20 protein-coding genes and 1 tRNA gene are annotated in these 22,722 nt (G+C 40.2%); 18 read left to right on the top strand and 3 right to left on the bottom strand.

Annotation, left to right across the window (positions count from 1 at the left end; translation table 11 throughout):
• Positions 1 to 25 precede the first annotated feature (25 nt).
• The 9 genes from IAE19_RS04365 to IAE19_RS04325 all read left to right on the top strand — a co-directional run bounded on the left by IAE19_RS04365 (position 26) and on the right by IAE19_RS04325 (position 9,923).
• Positions 26 to 1,249 (top strand): 3-hydroxybenzoate 6-monooxygenase, encoded by a 1,224-nt coding sequence (locus IAE19_RS04365; RefSeq protein ID WP_200459709.1) that lies wholly within the window; start codon positions 26 to 28, stop codon positions 1,247 to 1,249.
• Positions 1,246 to 1,884 (top strand): maleylacetoacetate isomerase, encoded by a 639-nt coding sequence (gene maiA, locus IAE19_RS04360; RefSeq protein WP_200459708.1) that lies wholly within the window; start codon positions 1,246 to 1,248, stop codon positions 1,882 to 1,884. Before IAE19_RS04365 ends, maiA begins: the two co-directional genes overlap by 4 nt.
• Positions 1,885 to 1,916: 32 nt before the next feature.
• Positions 1,917 to 2,618 (top strand): fumarylacetoacetate hydrolase family protein, encoded by a 702-nt coding sequence (locus IAE19_RS04355; protein WP_200459707.1) that lies wholly within the window; start codon positions 1,917 to 1,919, stop codon positions 2,616 to 2,618.
• A 111-nt stretch (positions 2,619 to 2,729) separates the two neighbouring features.
• Positions 2,730 to 4,073, top strand: coding sequence for an MFS transporter (locus IAE19_RS04350; RefSeq protein WP_200459706.1), 1,344 nt, complete (start codon positions 2,730 to 2,732; stop codon positions 4,071 to 4,073).
• 297 nt (positions 4,074 to 4,370) lie between these two features.
• The gene (locus IAE19_RS04345; RefSeq protein ID WP_200459705.1) at positions 4,371 to 5,165 is read left to right on the top strand and encodes a 2-keto-4-pentenoate hydratase; all 795 of its coding nucleotides are present in this window, start codon (positions 4,371 to 4,373) and stop codon (positions 5,163 to 5,165) included.
• Positions 5,166 to 5,178: 13 nt separating this feature from the next.
• Entirely contained in the window at positions 5,179 to 6,120 is a 942-nt protein-coding gene (locus tag IAE19_RS04340; RefSeq protein ID WP_200459704.1) for an acetaldehyde dehydrogenase (acetylating), read from the top strand.
• Between the two features lie 12 nt (positions 6,121 to 6,132).
• Complete coding sequence (gene dmpG / locus IAE19_RS04335) at positions 6,133 to 7,164, top strand: 4-hydroxy-2-oxovalerate aldolase (protein WP_200459703.1); 1,032 nt, start codon at positions 6,133 to 6,135, stop codon at positions 7,162 to 7,164.
• Between the two features lie 411 nt (positions 7,165 to 7,575).
• Positions 7,576 to 8,886, top strand: coding sequence for an OprD family outer membrane porin (locus IAE19_RS04330; RefSeq protein WP_200459702.1), 1,311 nt, complete (start codon positions 7,576 to 7,578; stop codon positions 8,884 to 8,886).
• Positions 8,887 to 9,062: 176 nt separating this feature from the next.
• Positions 9,063 to 9,923, top strand: coding sequence for an alpha/beta fold hydrolase (locus IAE19_RS04325; protein WP_200459701.1), 861 nt, complete (start codon positions 9,063 to 9,065; stop codon positions 9,921 to 9,923).
• Between the two features lie 82 nt (positions 9,924 to 10,005).
• Here IAE19_RS04325 and hcaR read toward each other — a convergent pair whose 3' ends face one another.
• Complete coding sequence (gene hcaR, locus IAE19_RS04320) at positions 10,006 to 10,905, bottom strand: DNA-binding transcriptional regulator HcaR (RefSeq protein WP_200459700.1); 900 nt, start codon at positions 10,903 to 10,905, stop codon at positions 10,006 to 10,008.
• A 267-nt stretch (positions 10,906 to 11,172) separates the two neighbouring features.
• On the opposite strand from hcaR, the gene hcaE reads away from it, so the two are divergent.
• The 9 genes from hcaE (at position 11,173) to IAE19_RS04275 (ending at position 20,482) form a co-directional block, all read left to right on the top strand.
• Positions 11,173 to 12,576, top strand: coding sequence for a 3-phenylpropionate/cinnamic acid dioxygenase subunit alpha (gene hcaE, locus IAE19_RS04315; protein ID WP_200459699.1), 1,404 nt, complete (start codon positions 11,173 to 11,175; stop codon positions 12,574 to 12,576).
• Positions 12,573 to 13,133 (top strand): 3-phenylpropionate/cinnamic acid dioxygenase subunit beta, encoded by a 561-nt coding sequence (gene hcaF / locus IAE19_RS04310; protein WP_200459698.1) that lies wholly within the window; start codon positions 12,573 to 12,575, stop codon positions 13,131 to 13,133. Before hcaE ends, hcaF begins: the two co-directional genes overlap by 4 nt.
• Entirely contained in the window at positions 13,133 to 13,459 is a 327-nt protein-coding gene (gene hcaC, locus IAE19_RS04305) for a 3-phenylpropionate/cinnamic acid dioxygenase ferredoxin subunit (protein ID WP_200459697.1), read from the top strand. Before hcaF ends, hcaC begins: the two co-directional genes overlap by 1 nt.
• A gap of 2 nt (positions 13,460 to 13,461) precedes the next feature.
• Complete coding sequence (hcaB, locus tag IAE19_RS04300; RefSeq protein ID WP_200459696.1) at positions 13,462 to 14,277, top strand: 3-phenylpropionate-dihydrodiol/cinnamic acid-dihydrodiol dehydrogenase; 816 nt, start codon at positions 13,462 to 13,464, stop codon at positions 14,275 to 14,277.
• Positions 14,278 to 14,341: 64 nt separating this feature from the next.
• Entirely contained in the window at positions 14,342 to 15,298 is a 957-nt protein-coding gene (locus tag IAE19_RS04295) for a 3-carboxyethylcatechol 2,3-dioxygenase (protein ID WP_200459695.1), read from the top strand.
• A 12-nt stretch (positions 15,299 to 15,310) separates the two neighbouring features.
• Positions 15,311 to 16,531 carry a 3-phenylpropionate/cinnamic acid dioxygenase ferredoxin--NAD(+) reductase subunit gene (gene hcaD / locus IAE19_RS04290; RefSeq protein WP_200459694.1) on the top strand — a complete coding sequence of 407 codons (1,221 nt, stop codon included), beginning with the start codon at positions 15,311 to 15,313 and terminating at the stop codon, positions 16,529 to 16,531.
• Between the two features lie 500 nt (positions 16,532 to 17,031).
• Positions 17,032 to 18,237 carry a 3-(3-hydroxy-phenyl)propionate transporter MhpT gene (gene mhpT / locus IAE19_RS04285; RefSeq protein ID WP_200459693.1) on the top strand — a complete coding sequence of 402 codons (1,206 nt, stop codon included), beginning with the start codon at positions 17,032 to 17,034 and terminating at the stop codon, positions 18,235 to 18,237.
• A 156-nt stretch (positions 18,238 to 18,393) separates the two neighbouring features.
• Positions 18,394 to 19,584, top strand: coding sequence for an MFS transporter (locus tag IAE19_RS04280; protein ID WP_200459692.1), 1,191 nt, complete (start codon positions 18,394 to 18,396; stop codon positions 19,582 to 19,584).
• Position 19,585: 1 nt separating this feature from the next.
• Entirely contained in the window at positions 19,586 to 20,482 is an 897-nt protein-coding gene (locus IAE19_RS04275; protein WP_200459691.1) for a LysR substrate-binding domain-containing protein, read from the top strand.
• A 45-nt stretch (positions 20,483 to 20,527) separates the two neighbouring features.
• Here IAE19_RS04275 and IAE19_RS04270 read toward each other — a convergent pair whose 3' ends face one another.
• Both IAE19_RS04270 and IAE19_RS04265 read right to left on the bottom strand, forming a co-directional pair.
• The gene (locus tag IAE19_RS04270) at positions 20,528 to 22,135 is read right to left on the bottom strand and encodes a bifunctional 3-(3-hydroxy-phenyl)propionate/3-hydroxycinnamic acid hydroxylase (protein WP_200459690.1); all 1,608 of its coding nucleotides are present in this window, start codon (positions 22,133 to 22,135) and stop codon (positions 20,528 to 20,530) included.
• Positions 22,136 to 22,641: 506 nt separating this feature from the next.
• Positions 22,642 to 22,718 (bottom strand) — tRNA-Val (locus IAE19_RS04265).
• Between the last annotated feature and the right edge of the window lie 4 nt (positions 22,719 to 22,722).

Here is a 22,722-nt window from a genome sequence, read left to right as displayed (position 1 = left end):
CAGAATATTTATAAGGATATAAATCATGTCAAATACTCAACAACAACCGATTTTAATTGCGGGTGGTGGTATTGGTGGATTTGCAGCAGCACTGGCTTTGGCCAAACAAGGCTTTAAGGTGCAAGTATTCGAGCAAGCCCCAGAAATTGGTGAAATTGGAGCTGGAATTCAATTAGGACCAAATGCATTTCATGCTTTTGATGCGCTTGGAATTGGAGAGATTGCCCGTGGTAAAGCAGTCTATACCGATTATATGGTGATGCATGATGCATTGGATGAATATCAGATAGGTAAAATTCCCACTGATGAAAAATTTCGTGAACGTTTTGGAAATCCCTATGCAGTGATCCATCGAGCCGATATTCACGGTTCATTGGTGGAAGGCGCAAAAAATTATGGCAATTTAGAAATTATCACTAATTGTCAGATCAAAAAAGTGGAGCAAGATGATTCAACGGTCACTATAACTGATCAGAATGGCAAACAATATCAGGGTCAGGCCCTCATTGGTGCAGATGGTGTTAAGTCGATTGTACGCGAAACGTTCGTGGGTGACCCTGCATTAGTCACAGGTCATGTGGTTTATCGTGCTGTTGTGCCTGAAAATGAATTTCCAGAAGATTTGAAATGGAATGCTGCCAGTATCTGGGTGGGGCCAAATTGCCATCTTGTGCATTATCCATTACGTGGTGGTAAAGAATACAATGTTGTCGTTACATTCCATAGTCGTGAACACGAACAATGGGGCGTAACGGACGGTTCTAAAGAAGAAGTACTGTCTTATTTTCAGGAAATTTGTCCGAAAGCACGGCAACTGATCGAATTGCCAAAAAGTTGGCGTCGGTGGGCAACTGCAGATCGCGAACCAATTGATACCTGGACGTTTGGTCGCGTGACTTTACTTGGTGATGCGGCTCATCCGACAACCCAATATATGGCGCAGGGCGCATGTATGGCGATGGAAGATGCAGTAACGCTGGGTGAAGCATTGCGTAGCACGAATAACGATATTCTTCAGGCATTTGATATTTACCAAAAAGCTCGTGTAGCGCGTACAGCACGGATCGTTTTGTCATCACGTGAAATGGGTAAAATTTATCACGCAGCGGGTGTTAAGCGGCTGGTTCGTAATGATTTATGGCGTAATCGTCCGACTGAGCGTTTTTATGATGCTATGGAATGGTTATATGGCTGGAATGTTAATAACTGTTTAGATGCGGTGAAAAACTATCAAGGACATGCAGCATGAAATTGTATAGTTTTTTCCGGAGTGGGACATCGCATCGTACTAGAATTACACTGAATTTAAAAGGCGTAGCCTATGAAGCGGTTTATATCTCACTAGCCAAAAATGAGCATCATCAGGCTGATTTTAAAGCGTTAAATCCGCAGGGTTTTGTTCCCGTACTTGCGACCACCTCAGAAACGCTTTTGCAAAGTCCCGCCATAATTGAATGGCTGGAAGAGCAGTATCCTGAGCCTGCATTACTTCCAACAGATGTAGTGGGCCGTGAGCGGGTGCGTGCCATTGCAGCATTAATTGGATGCGATATCCATCCTTTAAATAACAAACGTGTTTTAGAGCATCTACGTCAGAACTTTGAACTCAACGATGCACAGATTAATGCATGGTGTGCGAAGTGGATTCAAGATGGTTTTCAGGCTTTAGAGCAAATTCTGTCCGAAGATCTAACGCGTGAAAAATTCTGTTATGGCAATCAGGCTACGATTGCGGATGCTTATTTAGTTCCACAAGTGGTTTCTGCACAGCGTTTTAACGTCGATTTATCGGCATATCCCAACATTAATGAAATTTATCAACATTGCATGACACTAGAAGCATTTCAAAAAGCTGCACCTGAACAACAGGGCGATGCATTTTAAAGTGTGAGTAGAGTAAGAGAAGGAATATAAACATGTCATTTATTTTTCAGCCGATGACCACTGCGGGTCTTTTCATTCATGGTTCAGAATATAAGTTTCCTGTGCGCCGCGTGTATTGCGTTGGACGCAATTATGCTGCACATGCGCGTGAAATGGGTTTTGATCCAGATCGTGAACCACCATTTTTCTTTTGTAAACCCAATGATTTGGAATCAATTGTTCCCGTGAACACAGATCCAGTCAATATTCCATATCCGACTGAAACTTCGAACTTTCACTATGAGATTGAGCTGGTGGTTGCAATAGGTAAAGATGCCAAAAACGTATCTGTAGAAGATGCCGTCAACTATATCTATGGCTATGCGGTGGGGTTAGACATGACTCGTCGGGATTTACAGATGGGCATGCGTGAGAAAGGCCGTCCATGGGAAATTGGTAAGGCATTTGATTTTTCTGCACCGATTGGTCCCATCCATTCTATTCAACAAACTGGCGAACTCAATCAGGCTGATATTCATTTAACGGTAAATGATGCAACAAAACAGCGCAGTGATATCAGTCATCTAATCTGGTCAGTTGCAGAAACAATTGCCAATTTATCAACTTTATTTGAGCTAAAAGCAGGCGATTTAATTTTTACAGGTACTCCTGAGGGGGTCGGTGCTGTGGTGAAAGGGGATGTAATGCGTGCAGACATTGACGGCTTGACTGGAATTACGGTCAACGTGCAATAAATCCTCATGATCTGATTGATTCGAATAGGCACTCAGTCGCAATAATAAATATAGCTGAGTGCCTTTGCTAAGGAATGCATATACGCCAATTTATTGGCGCAGGGAGGACTTATGTCTCAGAATTCTATAGACGTACAAAGCTTTATTGATGAAATTCCATTATCCACACTACAAAAACTGATTATGTGGTTATGTTTTTTAATTGTAGCTATTGATGGTTTTGATACAGCCGCAGTAGGGTTTATTGCACCAGCACTCAAAGCAGAATGGGCACTACATGCCACAGATCTTGCTCCATTATTTGGTGCAGGTTTATTTGGCCTCATGGCAGGGGCATTAATCTTTGGGCCGTTATCTGACAAATTAGGACGTAAACCGATTTTGATTGGTTCAGTCATTATGTTTGGTCTAACCAGCGTATTTGCTTCTTTTTCACCTGATTTACATACCCTGATTGTTTGGCGTTTTTTGACAGGGCTTGGCTTAGGGGGAGCCTTACCCAACGCAATCACCTTAACCTCTGAATATGCACCCACGTCCAGACGTTCTAATCTAGTCACGTTAATGTTTTGTGGCTTTACAGTTGGATCTGCTTTAGGTGGAATTCTTTCTGCACAATTACTTCCCTATATTGGCTGGCATGGAATTTTATTGATAGGAGGGGTACTGCCATTAGCCACAGTCCCGTTCTTGTATTTTTTATTACCTGAGTCAATTCGTTTTTTAGTACTCAAAAAGAAAAGTGTTCAGCAAATTGAAAAAATTATTCGCCGTATTGCACCCCATCTTAAAACCATTCCGACTTTGGTTCCAACAGTCAATGAAGTAGAAAAATCGAGTTTAAAAGATTTATTTAATAAAGGCTTTGCCTTTGGCACGTTTTTAATCTGGTTTACCTTTTTTATGAGTCTGCTCATTATTTATATGATTTCAAGCTGGATGCCGACTTTACTCACCAACCAAGGCTTTAATTTATCCAATGCATCGTGGTTGACTTCGATTTTTCAAATTGGGGGAACGTTGGGCGCAATTATTTTAGGCTTATTGATGGATAAAATGGATGCGACAAAAATTCTAAGTACAGCTTATGTGTTTGGTGGTATTTTTCTGATTTGTCTGGGATTTGGTATTGAGCAGAGCAATATTATTTTATTAATGTTTGCCATGTTTGGTGTGGGGGCAGGTATTAGTGGTTCTCAAGTAGGAGCAAATGCATTTGCATCAAGTTTTTATCCGACGCATTGTCGTGCAACAGGAGTGAGTTGGGCTAACGCTGTAGGACGTTCTGGATCAATCGTTGGGTCGATTATGGGGGGATGGCTCATGTCTTTAAATTTATCCAGCTTTGAAATTCTAAGTATTTTAGCAATCCCTGCATTCTGTGCTGCTGGATCATTACTCCTGATTAATCATCTAAAAAAATCAAGATCACAAATTGCAACCCGCTTTAGTTAAAGCCATCTACACGATATCTTGGGACTGGAGAAGACCAGTCTCAATTTATTTCAATCATTGACATCACAATTAAGCTTGTAGAATGATTATAAATAAAAACGATTGTATGAAACAAAATAAGTATTGGCATTTAATGGTCGTTTTTTTCATGCTTAGTCTGTTTTAAATAAACGCTGCTTTAGGTGGATATCTGGATAAAACAAGGAATTGAATTTATCCGAATTGTTTGATGGCAATTTTCTCATTTGTCCTCCTTAAAACGGTATGCGTTCAATTTTGCAGTTTAAGGAAAGATGAATGTCAAACTCTGCTGTTATTGAATCGGTTGCCTTGGCTTTAAGACAAGCTGAATTCTCAAAAATTGCTATTGCTCCCATTCGAACTGAGTTGGGGGATGATCAGGCAAACGTAGACATCGCCTATGCGGTACAGGAAATTAATACTCATCGCGCACTTTCAGAAGGACGTCGTTTAGTCGGGCGTAAGATTGGATTAACGTCGAAAGTTGTCCAGTCGCAGCTTGGTGTAGATCAGCCTGATTTTGGCATGTTGTTTGCCGACATGGCTTATGGTGATGGTGAAGTTATTCCTACCCATCAGTTGATTCAGCCTAAAGTTGAAGCTGAAATTGCCTTGGTTCTTAAAACTGATTTAACTCAAAGCCGCCATACTTATGCCGATATTATTAGTGCAACTGACTACGCTTTAGCTGCTATTGAGGTCGTAGATAGCCGAATCGAAAATTGGAAAATTTCGTTAATTGATACGGTGGCAGACAATGCTTCTAGTGCAGCTTTTGTGTTGGGATCACGACCTGTCAAGTTAGATCAACTTGATCTTGTAAATTGCAAAATGATTATGACACGTAGCAGTGAAATTGTGTCACAAGGCGTAGGAAAAGCATGTCTGGCAAATCCTCTCAATGCAGCAATTTGGTTGGCAGATGAAATGGTACGTCGCGGGAGACCTCTCAGAGCGGGAGACATTGTACTCACGGGTGCATTAGGCCCAATGGTGGTGGTTCAACCGGGCGATGAATTTAAAGTTGAAATCGAAGGTTTTGACCCCGTGACCGCAATATTTGCCAAGTAACAGGATAAAGAATATGCAAAAAATTAAATGTGCCATTATCGGTTCTGGCAATATCGGAACAGACCTCATGATTAAAATCATGCGTAATTCAAAACAACTTGAAGTTGGTGCAATGGTTGGGATTGACCCCAATTCAGATGGTCTGGCTCGTGCGGCTCGTTTTGGGGTGGAAACCACAGCTGAAGGGATCGAAGGGCTGTTAAAATTACCATGTTTTATTGAGATTCGCATTGCATTTGATGCGACTTCTGCAAATGCCCATGCTCGTCATAATGCCGTGTTGCAGCAGCATGGAATTCAAGTCATTGATTTGACACCAGCAGCAATCGGTCCTTATGTGATTCCTGTGGTTAATCTCGATGAACATCTGGATGCAGCCAATATTAATATGGTGACCTGTGGCGGACAAGCCACCATTCCGATGGTACATGCCGTATCTCAGGTAGCAAAAGTTCATTACGCAGAAATTATTGCTTCTATTGCCAGTAAATCTGCTGGTCCGGGAACACGTGCCAATATTGATGAATTTACCGAAACCACCTCTAAAGCAATTGAAGAAGTAGGGGGGGCGCAAAAAGGTAAAGCTATTATCGTATTAAATCCAGCTGAACCACCTTTAATGATGCGTGACACAGTATATTGTCTGGCTGATAAAGACGCAGATCAGGATGCCATTCGGGTGTCGGTGAATAAAATGGCAGAAGCCGTACATGCTTATGTCCCGGGTTATCGTTTGAAGCAGGAAGTACAATTTGAACGATTTGATGAAGCTCATGCATTGAATATTCCTGGGTTGGGCAAAATGCCAGGCCTAAAAGTTTCGATTTTTCTTGAGGTAGAAGGCGCAGCACATTATTTACCTGCTTATGCAGGCAATCTGGATATTATGACCAGTGCAGCCTTAGCTGCTGCTGAACGCTTTGCAGAAACCCATTTAAGTAAAAAGACCGCATAAGGAGCAGGTAACATGATTGATCAGCAAAGAAAAATATATGTTTCCGATGTGACTTTACGTGATGGGATGCATGCAGTTCGTCATCAATATTCACTTGATCAGGTTCGCCAGATTGCTCGTGCACTGGATGAAGCAGGTGTAGATAGTATTGAAGTTGCACATGGTGATGGTTTGCAAGGTTCAAGCTTTAACTATGGTTTTGGTGCACATACAGACCTAGAATGGATAGAAGCTGTTGCTAGTGAAGTGAAGCAGGCCAAAGTAGCAACTTTATTATTGCCGGGCATTGGTACGGTTCATGATTTAAAAGCAGCTTATGACGCCGGTGCGCGTGTAGTACGTGTCGCAACGCACTGTACTGAAGCAGATGTTTCTCGTCAGCACATTGAATATGCTAGAGAATTAGGTATGGATACCGTTGGCTTTCTAATGATGAGCCATATGAATACCCCAGAAGGCTTGGCGCAACAAGGTAAGCTCATGGAAAGCTACGGAGCCCAATGCATTTATGTGGTGGATTCGGGCGGTGCGATGAATATGTATGATATCGCGGATCGTTTTAAAGCAATGAAAGATGTACTTGATCCTGCAACAGAAACAGGCATGCATGCGCATCATAATTTAAGTCTTGGAGTTGCAAACAGTATTGTTGCCCTAGAACATGGTTGTAACCGTATTGATGCCAGTTTAACAGGGATGGGCGCAGGCGCAGGAAATGCGCCGTTAGAAGTGTTCATTGCTGCAATTGAGCGTATGGGGCTAAATCATGGCTGTGATGTCAAAGGATTGATTGATGCAGCTGAAGATATTGTGCGTCCATTGCAGGAGCGACCAGTTCGTGTAGACCGCGAAACTTTAGCACTGGGTTATGCAGGTGTCTATTCAAGCTTTTTACGTCATACCGAAGTCGCTGCCGCCAAATATGGACTATCGGCATTTGATATTTTGGTTGAACTGGGTAAACGCCGAATGGTGGGTGGTCAGGAAGACATGATTGTTGATGTGGCTTTGACTTTGGCAAAAGCAAAAGAGCTAAAAGTTTAAAATATAATCAATAAATAAAAGCACTCAAATGAGTGCTTTTTTGTTTTTAATAGATTGAGTTATATAAAATAAATCAGATATAAGTGTTTTTTTATATAAAAATAAAAAAGAGAGGATTAAAAATATCGGAATGTATTTAAAGAAAAAAACGATTAAAAAAATAATATTTGATTGTATTTTGGCCATAAATTTGCATATTATTTATAAATAACAAATGGATATAGTATTAATATTTTCATATTTTATTGTAGAAAGTCATCTATTAAAAATATAAGACCTTGGTGGAAATCATCATTTTTAAGTAATGCCGAAAAAAAGTTTCAAATAATTAATACTCTAGTCGAATTTTTCAAAAAAATAGAGTTCAGCATCATAGCCGTTCTCCACATGGAATGTTCAGGAAAATACGCGATGTATCGTCAAACATTATGGACAGCAATAATGTGTGCAATGACTGCCACAGCCACAACGACTAGTTTTGCTGACTTTATTGAAGATAGTCAAATTCAGCTTAAATTTAAAAATTTTTATTTGGATCGTCAATATAACGCTACACCAGCAAAAAATTGGGGAAGCTGGTCACAGGCAGCCACATTGGATGCTAAATCTGGTTATGCACAAGTCGGTAATGTGCAACTGGGTATAGATGTATTGGCCCAGTATGCGGTACGTCTGGATGGCCGTGATCGCAATGCAGACTGGGTACTACCCTATAACGGTGTTTCAGGCACGGGCACAGGTCAGCAAGACCGTGATTTTGGTAAAATTGGGGCTACACTCAAAGCCAAAATAAGCCAGACCGAATTGCGGGTCGGTGAGATTTTGCCTATTACACCTGTGGTGGTATTTGACCCTTCACGCCAGTTATTAACGACTTATAACGGGGTATGGTTAGAGTCTAAAGACATTAAAAATACTAAATTAACATTAGGTTATTTGGATAGTATTAATGCGCGTTATGAAAATCAGCCTATGGATTTTGGGCTATGGCCAAAGCCTTTGAATAATGATGGAAAAACCGATGGTATGTACGTTGCGGGTATAGATTATCAGTTTAATAATCATTGGTCTGCAAGCTACTTTTATGGAGATGTTACCAATATCTATCGCCAAAATTATTTGGGTATGAATTATAAAAATAACTATGATCGATTCAAGCTTGATACGCATGTACGTCTTTTTGACAATGCTGAGTCTGGTGATGCTTTATATGGAGATATTGACAATCAAGCATTATCGTTTGGTTCAATGTTGACGTATGGCGCTCATAGCTTTGGTTTGTCCTATCAGCAAATGTTTGGAGATCAGGGCCAAAATGGAAGTGCAGCCACAGGTGCACCTTACTTTCCATCACTTGCAGGCTGGGTGCCACAGCCCTATCTGGACAATTGGTCTGTGGTCAGCTTCGTCCGTAAACATGAAAAATCAGTTGGATTTACCTATAGCTATGACTTTAATGAGTTAGGTCTAAAAGGTTTGAAAACGACTGCAAAATATTGGCATGGTTGGAATGTCGACTCGAATTACGAATCCAGTGCATTAACAGGAAAAGGTAAGGAAGCCGAATTCAATTTTATTTTGAACTATGTAGTTCCAGAAGGAAAATTGAAAGGTCTAGGCTTCCAATGGATGTACATTAATGTCGATTTTGACAATATTGCAGGCCAGCCGAGCGACTTACAGGAACATCGTATTGCAACGACTTACACTTATACTTTTTAATCAATAAATTTATTTAAATAACAGTTGGTTATTAATATTTTTTTTGTCTCAACTGATCATAAAGAAGTATCAGTTAGTCGTTAAATAGCGAGTAAGATGGTCTGGTAAGGACATTAAATCCACTGATTTAAGGCAGCTGTTTTTTAGCATGCTTTGGAAATGACACGAGGAATGATATGGGTACAGTGCAAATCCCCGAATATAAAACAGATCCTTTTTTTGGTCTGGAAGATAAATGGATTGAAACAGCAGTAGGTGAATTGACGCATTATCATGAGATAGGCGAAGGCACCCCACTTTTATTTTTGCATGGTTCGGGAACAGGTGTATCAGCCGCAGCAAATTGGTGGTTGAATTTACCGCAAATTGCTGAACAGGCTCGCTGTATTGCGATTGATTCTATTGGTTATGGTCAGACTGTGGTTGCAGAAGGCACAGCTTATGGTATTCGGGCATGGGTCGATCATGCTGTGCGCGTACTGGATGCATTGGGCATAGAAAAAACATGGTTAGTCGGGAATTCTTTAGGTGGTTGGCTAGCATTTCAGTTTGTAATGGATTATCCAGAGCGTGTGCTAGGCATCGTTTCAATGGGTACAGGTGGAGCAAAACAAACCGCAGCACTGAAAGCCCATGCTAATCCTGAGTTGACTGAATCGGGTATCCGCAAAACTCTGGAAATGTTTGTGGTAGACAAATCTTTGGTCACTGACGAACTGGTCAAAGTCCGTTTTAATGCCGCTAAAAATGATTATGCATCCGATCGTCTGATGGATGTAGTCGGTGCGCGTGATCGTGATCGTTTTGAGTTTCCGCTGGATTTTGACAAAATGAAGACGATTGATATTCCTGTTTTGCTGATTCATGGTGTACAGGATGTGGTGATTCCGGTGTCTCGTACATGGGATATTTTAAATATTGTCCCTTATGCGGATGCCCATATTTTTAGCCAGTGTGGTCATTGGTCACAAGTTGAAAAAGCGGATGAGTTTAATCAGATTATTAAACAATATTTAGCAAAACATAATGTGACATAAATCCTAAAAAGATTAGGACGAAAAATATTTCGTTCTAATCATTCATTATCAATATATAGACTTTGGTATAACCTAATAAAAGCTAGGTTCTATTAATATCCAAATAAAAAACTTTACTCAGTAAATCAATAAACGCTTTTACTCCCGTTGATACGGCATCTTTACGATAACTGACAAATAAATCCAGATGAGGTAAATCTACATCTAAAGGACGTGTCACAATATTATTCAATGTCAATGGGGCAATATAGCTAGGTAAAATACCGCAACCCAGTCCCATCCCAATCGAATTAATATTAAATAGAATATTATCGGCCTGTTGAACAATATTTAATTTAATATGATGTAATTCAGCAAACTCTAAAATTGTTTTATGTAAAACAGCTGACTGTTTTGATGCAGGAATAATAAAGTCAATATGATGCAATGCTTTGATAGGTACGCGATCGTATTTAGTCAATGGATGATCCTTAGGGAGTAATAAAATAAGTGGCTCCCGTAGAACAAATTGGCTTTGAATTTCGTCCGTGTTTAAATTATCCCGCATAAAGGCAATATCAATTTCACCTTTTTTTAGTGCCTCCATTTGTTCGGTATTATTCATACTGAGTAATGAAATTTTAAGTTCAGGATTCTGAATACGCAGATTTGGAAGCACATAGGGAAAAACTTTCATTTCAACCACAGGCACAAAACCCACTGTGAGCTGCTGTTTTTTGAGTTTAGATACTTGTCTGGCCATTGCAATGGTTTTGTCTGCTTGAGCCAGTGTCAGCCGTGCTTGTTCTAAAAAAACACTGCCTTCCTCAGTCAGTTCTACTTTGCGTTTAGTACGGTGTAAAAGTTTAACACCAACTTCATCTTCGAGATCTTTAATTTGCTGGCTCAAAGAAGGTTGGGCTGTATAGAGACGTAAGGCAGCTTTGCTAAAGTTAAGCTCTTCTGCAACCATAATAAAATAGCGTAGGTGACGTAATTCCATATCAAGGGTGATCCTAAAATCCTGAATTTCACTTTGCTCTGGTGGGCCAAAGTAAGTAAAAAATAAAAAACGATAAATTCCGTTTGTGAAATCACTGCTGTGTATCAGTCTGATCTAAGTCTAGTGGTTAACTCTGGGGATGAGTAATTCATAAAACGTCTAAATTGAAACAAATAAAATATTTCACTTAAAAGTCTTAAAAAATCATTATCCACTCAGATTGAATGTTTACGTTGTGCTTTTTTGGCGACAGCAGGAGTGCTTATCATGAATGGAAAAATTGATGTGTGCGAAATCGATGCATTAGTCGATGCACAAAATGGACGTATCTCGCCATCTATCTATACCGATCCTCATTTATATGAATTAGAGCTTGAACGTGTTTTTGGTCGTTGTTGGTTATTTCTTTGCCATGAAAGCCAAATTCCCAAAGCAGGTGATTTTTTTAATACCTATATGGGAGAAGATCCGATTATTGTTACTCGTCAGAAAGATGGCTCGATTAAAGCACTTTTAAATCAGTGTCGCCATCGTTCCATGCGCGTCAGTTATGCGGATTGTGGCAATACCCGTGCATTTACCTGTCCATACCATGGCTGGTCTTATGGAATCGATGGTTCATTAAAGGATATTCCACTCGAGAACATTGCATTTCCACAGGGGGCCTGTAAAGAAAAATGGGGACTTCAGGAAGTAACGCGTGTTGAAAGTTACAAGGGTTTGGTCTTTGGCTGTTGGGCAGAAGATACTCCTGATTTACGCACTTACATGGGCGATATTGCTTGGTACTTAGATGCCATGATTGATCGTCGTGAAGGTGGTTCCGAAGTAATTGGTGGGATCCATAAATGGGAAATTAACTGTAACTGGAAATTTGCAGCAGAACAGTTTGCTTCGGACCAATATCATGCACCGTATTCGCATGCTTCAGCAGTTCAGGTCTTAGGTGGTAAGCCAAATGATGAGTCATCAAAAGCACTAGGATCAGCACAAACGGCTCGTCCAGTCTGGGAAACAGCCCAAAGTTGCGTGCAGTATGGGCAACGTGGTCATGGTTCAGGTTTTTTCCTGACTGAAAAACCCGATGCAAATTTCTGGGTGGATGGTCAAGTTGCCGATTATTTCCGTGAAACTTATGAAGAGACAAAAGAACGCCTTGGTGATACACGCGCCCTGCGTTTAGCTGGGCATAACAATATGTTTCCCACTTTATCGTGGCTAAATGGTATGACGACCATGCGAATTTGGCATCCACGCGGGCCAGATAAAACGGAAGTCTGGGCATTTTGTATTACCGATAAAGCAGCCCCACAACATATTAAAGAAGCAATGGAACTCAATGCATGCCGTGCATTTGGACCTTCTGGTTTTGCAGAAGCTGACGATGGTGAAAACTGGATTGAGATTCAGAAAGTTTTACGCGGCTACAAAGCCCGTCAAAGCAAGCTGATTATGGAAATGGGTATGGGTAATGAACAATATCGTGAAGACGGTATTCCGGGTATTACCAATCATGTGTTCTCTGAAACAGCCGCACGTGGATTGTATCGTCATTGGGCGAATTTGTTGATGCATGAAAAATGGGAAGATGTTGAACGTGCAGATGAAGCATATGAGCAGGGACTACTCAGCAAATCAGCTAAAACTGATGAGAAGGAGTTTGTAAAATGAATCAGATAGTTGAAACGTTGACACCTCAACCTGTATGGCGCTCGATCAGCGTGGAACTTTACCATGATCTAAGCCAGTTTCTATATGCTGAAGCGCAGTTACTGGATGATTGGAAGTTTCGTGACTGGCTGGATATTTTAAGTGAAGACATTTTATATACGCTTAAAACGACCACCAATGCGCAAACCCGTGACCGTCGTAAATGTATTTCACCACCGTCCACCTGGATCTATCACGACGACAAATTTGTACTGGAACGCCGTGTTGCGAAGTTAGAAACCGGTATGTCGTGGTCAGAAGAACCGCCATCCCGTACTCGTCATTTGATTACCAATATTCGAGTTGAAGCCACTGAACATGCAAATGAATATGCTGTATATAGCAACTATCTGCTGTATCGCTCACAAAAAGAAAAAGATGTGTTGACCTATGTGGGTAAACGTATTGACCTGATTCGCAGAGACGAAAATAGTCGCTTGGGCTGGATGATTGCCAAACGCGATATTACCCTCGATCAGGCAACCTTGATTTCCCATAATATTACGGTGTTTTTCTAATGGATAAAATTTTTGTTTGTCAGGTTGATGATCTGGAAGAAGGTGAAGCCGTAAAAGTAGATTGCAATCTGGAGGGTATCGCGGCACTGGCAGTCTTCAATTTTAATGGTGATTTTTTTGCCATGCACGATAAATGCAGCCACGGTAATGCTTCGATGTCCGAAGGTTATCTGGAAGATGATGGCACGGTGGAGTGCCCATTACACGCATCACGATTTTGTCTAAAAACAGGTGTTCCCCAGTGTGTACCCGCCACTGATCCAATACAGACATTTCCTGTCGTGATTGAAGATGGTGCTTTGTATGTTGAACTGGTGGGAGCATAGTCATGGGATGGTTACAAGGTGAAGTTGCCCTGATTACTGGCGGTGGTTCAGGACTAGGTTTAGCGCTGGTTGAACGTTTTTTACAAGAAGGCGCACATGTAGGTGTATTGCAACGTTCACAATCCAAAGTCGATGAATTGGTCGCACGTTATGGTGACAAAATTGTTGCTGTAGTAGGCGATGTTGCTAATTTTCAGGACAATGTTCGCGCAGTTCAGGCGACGGTTGAACGTTTTGGAAAACTGGATTGTTTTATCGGCAATGCAGGAATCTGGGATCATTATGCAGATATTGTTCAGATGAGCGGTGAACAACTGGATAAAGCCTTTGATGAAATCATGGGGATTAATACCAAAGGTTATTTGCTGGGCGCAAAAGCTGCATTGGATGAATTATTGAAGACCGAAGGCTCCATAATTTTTACTTTATCCAATTCTGCATTTTACTCATCAGGTGGTGGCCCAATTTATACCGCATCCAAGCATGCAGGGGTTGGTTTAGTGCGCGAGTTGGCTTATGAACTTGCGCCAAAAGTACGAGTTAATGCTGTTGCGCCCTCTGGTATGAATGTCAATGTAAAAGGGGCGGCATCCCTAGGACAAGAAAACGCGGGTTTGTTGGATGTACGTGATCCAGAGAAAATTGGTCAGGGAATGCCACTCAAATTTTTACCAGAACCCGAAGATATGACAGGCTCTTACGTGTTATTGGCTTCTCGCCAAAATAACCGTCCATTGTCGGGTGTTTTTATTAATGCTGATTGTGGTTTAGGGATTCGTGGTTTACGTCAGGCCAATGCTGGATTTTTTGACCTATAAATTACTGCTGATTTTAAAGGAATAAACAGGTAGCAATACGCTTACCTCTGTTTCGGAGTCCACCATGACTGTAAAACTTATTTGTGCTTCGCATAGTCCCTTAATGGAATTTGCATCTCCAGCGGAACAACGTCAGGAACAATTAGTTCGTGCGACCTTTGAAAAAATAGCTGCTGAAGTACGCACTTATAATCCAACCTTGATCATTGCTTTTGGGCCTGATCATTTTAATGGTTTTTTCTATGACTTGATGCCAAGTTTTTGTGTTGGTGTTCGTGCGACTGCAGCAGGCGATTGGGATTATGGCCCTGGAAAGTTAAATGTTCCCGAACAAACGTCATTGACACTCATTCGTCAGGTCTTGGACGAAGGCGTGGATGTTGCCTACTCATATCGTATGCAGGCTGACCATGGTGTGACTCAACCCTTACATTTTTTATGTGATGGTGAGCTTGATCGTTATCCAACGATTCCTATCTTTATTAATGGGGCGGCTGCGCCTATGCCAACGACTAAACGTGTGATTGCATTGGGTCGTGCGGTGGGAGCCTTTATTCAATCCCTGAATGCCGAAAATGAACGTGTTTTGATTTTGGGAACAGGTGGCCTGTCACACGATCCGCCGACGCCACAAATGGGTTCAGCTCCACCTGAAGTTGAGGAGTTTTTGATTGCTGGGCGGAATCCAACCCCCGAAGCACGTCAAAATCGTCAGGCTAAGATCATTTCTGTTGGGCAACGTCTTGCCGCTGGTGATCAATCGGTTGCGGTTCCACTCAATCCAGAATGGGATCGGGAATTATTGGAAACTTTCAAACGTGCCGATTTCGCAGCCTTGGAAGCGATGAGTGAAGATGAAATTCGTCGTGATGGTGGACGGGGGGGACAAGAAGTCCGTACATGGATTGCGGCTTTTGCGGCCTTACAGACCTTGGGCGAATATGACATGACAATCCATTGCTATGAAGCAATCAGTGAATGGATTGCCGGTTTTGGCATAGTGTCTGCTGAGTTGAAATAAAGGACAAGACGGATGAATACTCAAACTATTGTTATTGTGGGAGCTGGGCAGGCAGGTGCAAGTGCTATTTTGGAGTTACGTGGCCACCAATATAATGGGAAAATTATTTTAATTGGTGATGAAGTACATTTACCTTATGAACGTCCACCTTTATCTAAAGATGCTATTTTAAAACCTGATCAGACTAAAGTCGAAATCTTGTCACAAGAAAAACTTGATGAACTCGACGTGGAAATGCTTCGTAATAATGCAGTGATACGCATTTTGCCAGACCAGCATCAGGTTGTACTACAAAACGGTGAACAGATTCATTATGACAAGTTGTTATTAGCAACAGGTGGCGCAGCCAGACGTTTTCCTCTGTTAGATGCATTGGGAAAACATGTTTACACTTTGCGTAATCTTGAAGACTCTCAAGCTTTAATTCCTGTCTTTGATGCCGGTCGACGTATTTTATTGGTCGGTGGTGGCGTGATTGGTTTAGAGTTGGCATCCAGTGCGCGTTTTAAAGATTGCCAAGTCACAGTCCTTGAACAAAGTCCTATGATTATGGGACGCTCGCCCGATATTATTCGTCAATTTCTGCTTGAACAGCATCAGACAAAAGGCGTGGATATTCGCTTAAATGCCAAAATTTCCAGCGCCTCTATACGTGATGAAACCGTTGCGGTGACTTTAGAAAATGGTGAGGAATTGGTCGCTGATGCAATCGTCTATGGCATCGGTATTATTCCAAATGCGCAACTTGCAAGCGAAGCCGGTTTGGATGTCGAATTTGCAATTAAAGTCAATGAAAATTGCCAAAGTTCTCATCCGGATATTTATGCAGCGGGAGATGTCGCGACTCAATTGCGTGCAAATGGACAATATAGCCGTATTGAAACGTGGGAAAATGCGAATCATCAGGCAGGTATTTTTGCACGTCATGTGATGGGCATTGAACATCCGTTGGCTAGTCCATCATGGTTTTGGACAGATCAATTCGATCACAACTATCAATTTGTCGGTGATATGTTGGCAGAAGAATGGTATGTCCGTGGCAATATGAACACTGAGCAAAATCAACTCCCTAAATTCACTTTATTTGGTGTTAATGACGGTATTATCGTCGCGGGAATTGCGGTTAATCAGGGTAAAGATGTCCGTTTTTTAAAGAAAATGGTGTCTCAATCTATGCCATTTAATCAGGAAAAATTATTGGATGTGTCCGTAGAGTTAAAAAAACTTATTTAATTAAGAGGGTTCTGGGTTTAGCATAAACGCTCAAACCAAATTTTCAATTGAGCTTTTAAGTCTTTTAAACACCCATCTTACCCAAAGTAGGATGGTTTTTTTATATTTAACAATATAGTTTAATTTACCAAGATAATAATGTGTCCCTTTTTTAAAATAAGAAATGTACTCGGAAAATGATCAATATTTAATTTGAATCTTATGATCGTTTTTAGCTCTTAGTCTTTCAACCATTTTATCGAGTGAATAAGCGTTTTTTTATATCATATAAAATTGAGTAATTTAGTGTGTTTTTTAACACTTTGTAATTTAACATGATTTAAATCTAAAACTAAATTTTTAGATAATTTTTATATAAAAACTCAATTTGATAAATGAGAAAAGTGGAACATTCATAAGCGGCTGTTTTCGCTTTATCAAACTTAAGGCTAGTATGGTCTTTATAAAAATTAATCAATGATCATCGATGAGTTTCTCTAGGGTTAGAAAAGGACTTTTCTATGGATCGTGCAGGACAAAGGCACTCTGTTATTACAATTGCAATTTGTTTTCTCATTGCTGTTATTGAAGGTATTGATATTCAGGCTGCTGGAATCGCAGCCGCTGGTATTCGTGAATCTTTCGGTTTAAGTAGTTCACAACTGGGCATTTTCTTTAGTGCCGGTATTTTAGGTTTACTTCCAGGTGCATTATTGGGCGGACGATATGCCGATGTCGTCGGCCGAAAAATGATCTTAATCTGGTCGGTTGCTATTTTTGCCGTTTTCACACTGTGTACGGTTTGGGTGAATAGTTTTTATTCTTTACTCTTGGTTCGTTTTCTTGCTGGAGCTGGCCTTGGTGCGGCTATGCCGAATTTGATTGCTTTGGTCTCTGAGTCAGTTTCACCAGAAAAACGAGGTCGCGCAGTCGGTTTAATGTATTGCGGTATGCCTATCGGTGCGATTTTAGTCTCTCTTTTGGCCGCTTACGATAGCAACGGTCAATGGCAAACGATTTTCTACGTGGGAGGATTAGCTCCACTGATTGTTATTCCGATCATGATTAAGTTTTTACCCGAATCTAAAGAATTTTTAAGAACAAAATTAGAGGATAAATCTAGCCAGCAAGCCCAAGCAGCCTTTAAGGATTTGTTTAAAAAACCGTATGCGGGACAGACGCTTTTGTTATGGGCCAGCTATTTTTTCACATTGATGGTGGTTTACATCATGTTGAGCTGGTTACCTTCATTGTTTATGGAGCTTGGATTTTCCCGTCAGCACGGCAGCATGGCTCAGGTATTTTTCCAAATGGGGGCAGCCGTTGGTACGGTGGTTCTGGGAATCCTGATGGATCGCTGGAATAAAGCCTATGTCATTATTTTAATGTACATCGGAATATTAGCGGGTCTATTTAGCTTAAATGGTGCAAGTAGTTTAACTGCTATGTATGCAGCAGCGGCTTTGATGGGCACCTTTACCATTGGTGGTCAAGGTGTTTTATATGCTTTCGGTAGCATTGTATACCCAACCGAAATTCGTGCAACAGGCATTGGCAGCGCTGCGGCTGTAGGACGTATTGGTGCAATGTTGGGACCTGCGATTGCAGGTCAATTACTGGCTATGGGTAGCGGTGCGGCAGGTGTAATTTCGGCAGCTATACCAGGAATTATTATCTCCGCCTTATTCATGTTGATTGTCATTCGTAAGCTTAAACACGCCGCATAATTTCAACTCAATATACCGAATGAAACAGTTTTTAAAATGCTTCATTCGGTTTCCATATCAATCCACGTTTTCGTAAGTCGACTTATTATTCTGAGAAGCTAATATTAGTTTGACCAAATGGATTGAATTTTTAATATCAATGATATTGAGGAAAAGATGCATCCTGTTGTAACGCAGAGACTTTGGAATCGTTGTTTTATTCTTTGTATATTGAATAATTTGTTTTTATTCATTTATTACTATGCTTTATTAACAGTACTGCCACTTTATATTTTAAAAGAACTTTCCGGTTCTGTAAGTCAGGCTGGATTAGCATTAACACTATTCCTGATTTCTTCTATTCTTACCCGCCCTTTTTCTGGTCTGATCATCGAACGCCTAGGTAAAAAGTACGCATTACGGGGAACAGCCGTATTATTTGTACTGTTTGCATTTACCTATTTATGGGCCGATCAGCTTTGGGTGTTACTTGGGGTGCGTTTTATGCATGGAATCTGGTTCAGTATTTTGACTACAGTTACTGTACCTGTCGTCAATGATTTTATTCCAGAGCAACGAAAAGGCGAGGGAATGGGATATTTCGTAATGTCGACCAATCTCGCGGTGGTCTTGGGCCCGTTGTTTGCACTGACTGCCATACAATATATAAGTTTTTATCAATTATTTGTTTTACTTAGCTTCATTATTTGCTTGGGTTTGATTTTTTGCTTTTTTATTCCAGTTTCGTCTGGGCCCAAAGCTGAAATTCAGAACACACTGAACCAGATCACTTTGCAAGATATCTTTGAGAAAAACGTTATTCCAGTGGGCATGGTTGCTTTGTTTACTGCTATTTCCTATTCAAGCATTATGAGTTTTATTAGTGTTTATAGTGAAACCAAAGGATTATTAGCCGCAACCAGCCTCTTTTTTATGATTTTTGCACTTTCCATGATGATTGTGCGCCCTTGGATTGGACACTCGTATGACCTAAGAGGGCCCAATTCAGTGGTATATCCTTCCTTTATTTGTTTTTCAATAGGATTGTTTTTGATTGGCTGTATGCAGTCTCAATGGATCTATTGGTTAGCCGCTGTTTTTATCGGTATCGGATATGGTTCTCTTTTTCCTATCTTTCAAACTATGGCAATTCAGTCGGTTGAAAAACAGCGTATTGGTCATGCTGTTTCAACATTTTTTACTTTGTTCGATCTGGGTATGGCAATTGGCTCCGTCGTGATGGGATTGCTGATTGCGCGCATAGGGTATGAGATGACCTATCAATTTTGTGGATGGATGGTACTCGGTACTTTACTTTTATATCGTCTAATATGTCATCAGAGCAGGCAAGCTTTCGTCAGGGATTAATATGGAATTACGTCATTTACGCTATTTTGTTGCAGTAGCAGAAGAACTAAATTTTACCAAAGCCGCTTTACGCATGCACACGGTTCAACCTTCGCTAAGTCAACAGATTAAAGATCTGGAAGAAGAAGTAGGTGTTCAGCTTTTTATTCGTAGTAAACGTAAAGTTGAACTCACGCAGGCAGGAGACGTATTTTTTAAAGAAGCTTTGATTATTTTGGAACATACTGAAAGAGCAGTGAGTTTAGCCCGACAAGTGGCCAAAGAACAGCAAGAACAACTCAATATAGGCGTTGTTCCAGTCGCCGAAATGAAAATTTTCCCTTACATCATACCCAATATTCGTGCCCATTTTCCTGAATTAAAAATCGATTTTCATAGTTTAACGGATGATTTACAGTTAAATGCGTTAAAAAAAGGGGAGATCGATATCGCGTTTACACGTTACGGTTTTGAATCAGATGACATCACCTCTATTCAAGTGTTTCAGGAACCATTGACATTAATTATTCCTAAAAACTCAGCAGAAGTAGAGCACGAACGAATTAGCATTAAACGTTTTGAACAACATGATTTTGTAATTTGTAATGAAGGGTCATCTCCACAGCTTTATCGCATTATTCAAGATTTTTTTAAGAAAAATAAACTGAATGTCCCTATTGTGCAGCATTCAACCAATATTTTACTCAATGTTAATTTGGTTGGAATGGAAATAGGATGGAGTTTAGTCCCTCAATATGTAATTCCTTTATTGGGAGATAAAATTGTGGTTAAAAAAACGGTCGAACCTTTACCCATGATTGGCTTATATGTTTCTTATCGCAAGGACCAAGTAAATAATGCAATAGAATTAATTCTAGAGGTATTGAAAAAACAGTTTTATCTGGATTTTACTGGATAAAGTAAAAAGCCACTCTATAAGAGTGGCTAAAGGTTAAGTTACTACTTAAATTAAGTGCATCTTTTCAAAGAGTCTTTCACTGATATTGTTGACCGTTTGCGGAATTGCAAGCCCTGCTACAAAGCGATCGGGACGCAGGATCACCATAGATTGAGTAGTTTGTCCGAACCATGAACGTATTTCAGTGCCAATTTCACCAATCGTAGTCACATTTTCAATGGATTTTCGATTTGGATCATCCAGTTGTAATGATGGTATGACTTGAATAAACTGAACGCCTAATTTTTCCCACTTTTGCATTACTTCTTCAGATAGGCCCCAGGTCGGATTTACTCCCCAGGCCAGTATTGCAAATTGATTACCAATTACATCGTCAAGCAATACTTGTGTCTTATTTTCAAGTTGAACGTAGGGTTGAATAAACATTTTTCCAACGGGCGTTTTTTTATTTGAATCTGAAACTAAAATACCCTCATGGTATTTTGGCATGGGTTTAAAGCGCATTTCTAATAAATAACGCTTAATGGGTTGAATATAATTAAGCATATAAGCAATCCCATCACGCACAACACCTTGCCATTTTTTAGGGGGTGCGAGTACATGGCCTGCCATAACCGATAAATCAATCATAGCTTGAGCGTGATCTTTTCTTTCTATTTGATAACTATCCAGAATTTCTGATCCTGCAATCTTTTTAATAACCAATGCTATTTTCCATGCAAGATTGAAAGCATCCCGCATTCCACTATTGTATCCCTGACCTTGCCATACTGGCATGATATGCGCTGCATCACCCGCCAATAAAATGCGGTCAACACGGAAACGATCAGCAATACGTGCATTGTGAGTATAGACACGTTGACGAATGACTTCGATATGATTGGTATGTGGAAGTACTTTACTAAGTAAGCGATTAATATTTTCAGGTTTACTGAGTTCTTCTTGCGTTTCTCCAGGCATAACCATAAATTCAAAGCGGCGAATACCGTGCGGGAGTGCTGCGGAAACATAGGGACGGACAGGATCACAACATAAATAAACATGAGGGGTTGCTAAAGGATCGTTTTTTAAATCGATAACAATCCATTGATTGGGTGCTGTTTCACCCTCAAAATTGATATTGAGGTGACGTCTTACAAATGAGTTCCCCCCATCACAAGCAATCAGATATTGTGCTTGAATAGTTTCTTTGGATCCGTCTTTTGTGGTTAAGTTTAGAGTGACAGAGGTTTGATCTTGACTAAACTGATCTAATTGCCGTGAAAAAAGAATTTTGCTTTCTGGATAGGCAGCCAAACCTTCTAAAAGTACACGATCAACCTGTGGCTGAATAAATGCATTGCGGCGTGGCCAGCCAAATTCACGTGTTAAAGGTTGAATATCTGCAAAACAACGCCCTTTAGGAGTTAAAAAACGCATAGCATGGTTGGGCGTGGTGTGAGGCAAAACTTGTTTAATTAATCCCAATGACTGGATGGTACGTAAAGATTCATCATCAATACCAATTGCACGAGGATAGTCGATCAGTTGATCAAGCTGTTCAATAACAGTGACTTGTATGCCTTGTTTACTTAAATAGTTTGCAATTGTAAGTCCAACAGGACCTGCGCCCAAAATTGCTACGTCAGTAATGTGATGATGAGCTTGATTCACGATGAATATCCCTATTAACAAATTTTATTACTTCATAATTAATAGCAAAAAATGGTCGTATATGAACTTAATCTATAGTTCTAATATTTAATAAAATAGATCATATAGAAAGTTTTATTGTTTATAAGATTTTGAATTTTAATATATTTTATTTTTGTCGTAATATGTATTTTAAACTCTATGATTGTTTTAAATTATAAATTGAAGCGTATCTAAATAAGTTTTTTATCTTAAGAAATTCAGTAATTCCATTTTACGCATCAGGAAAACTATATTTCAAAGATGACAAAGCGTGAGTTGGCCGAACTTCGATTGATGACAAGGGATATAGCTTATTTTAATATTTGAAGAGCACAGAAAATCAAAAAAAATTTTAACAGCTGTAAATCTTAGCTCGTTTAAATGAGAGGATCGGTCAATTTTTTTAAATACTCTCAAATTTCCTACTAAAACAAAAAAACCACCTTGAATGGTGGCTTTTAAGTTACTGATAAATCAGTATATCTTGGTAGGCATATCCAGACTCGAACTGGAGACCTCTACGATGTCAACGTAGCGCTCTAACCAACTGAGCTATACGCCTAAGT

This window comes from Acinetobacter sp. S40 (genome assembly GCF_016624705.1).
GTDB lineage: Bacteria > Pseudomonadota > Gammaproteobacteria > Pseudomonadales > Moraxellaceae > Acinetobacter.
Note: the sequence above shows the minus strand (reverse complement) of the source record. Positions and strands in the feature narration are given on the sequence as shown.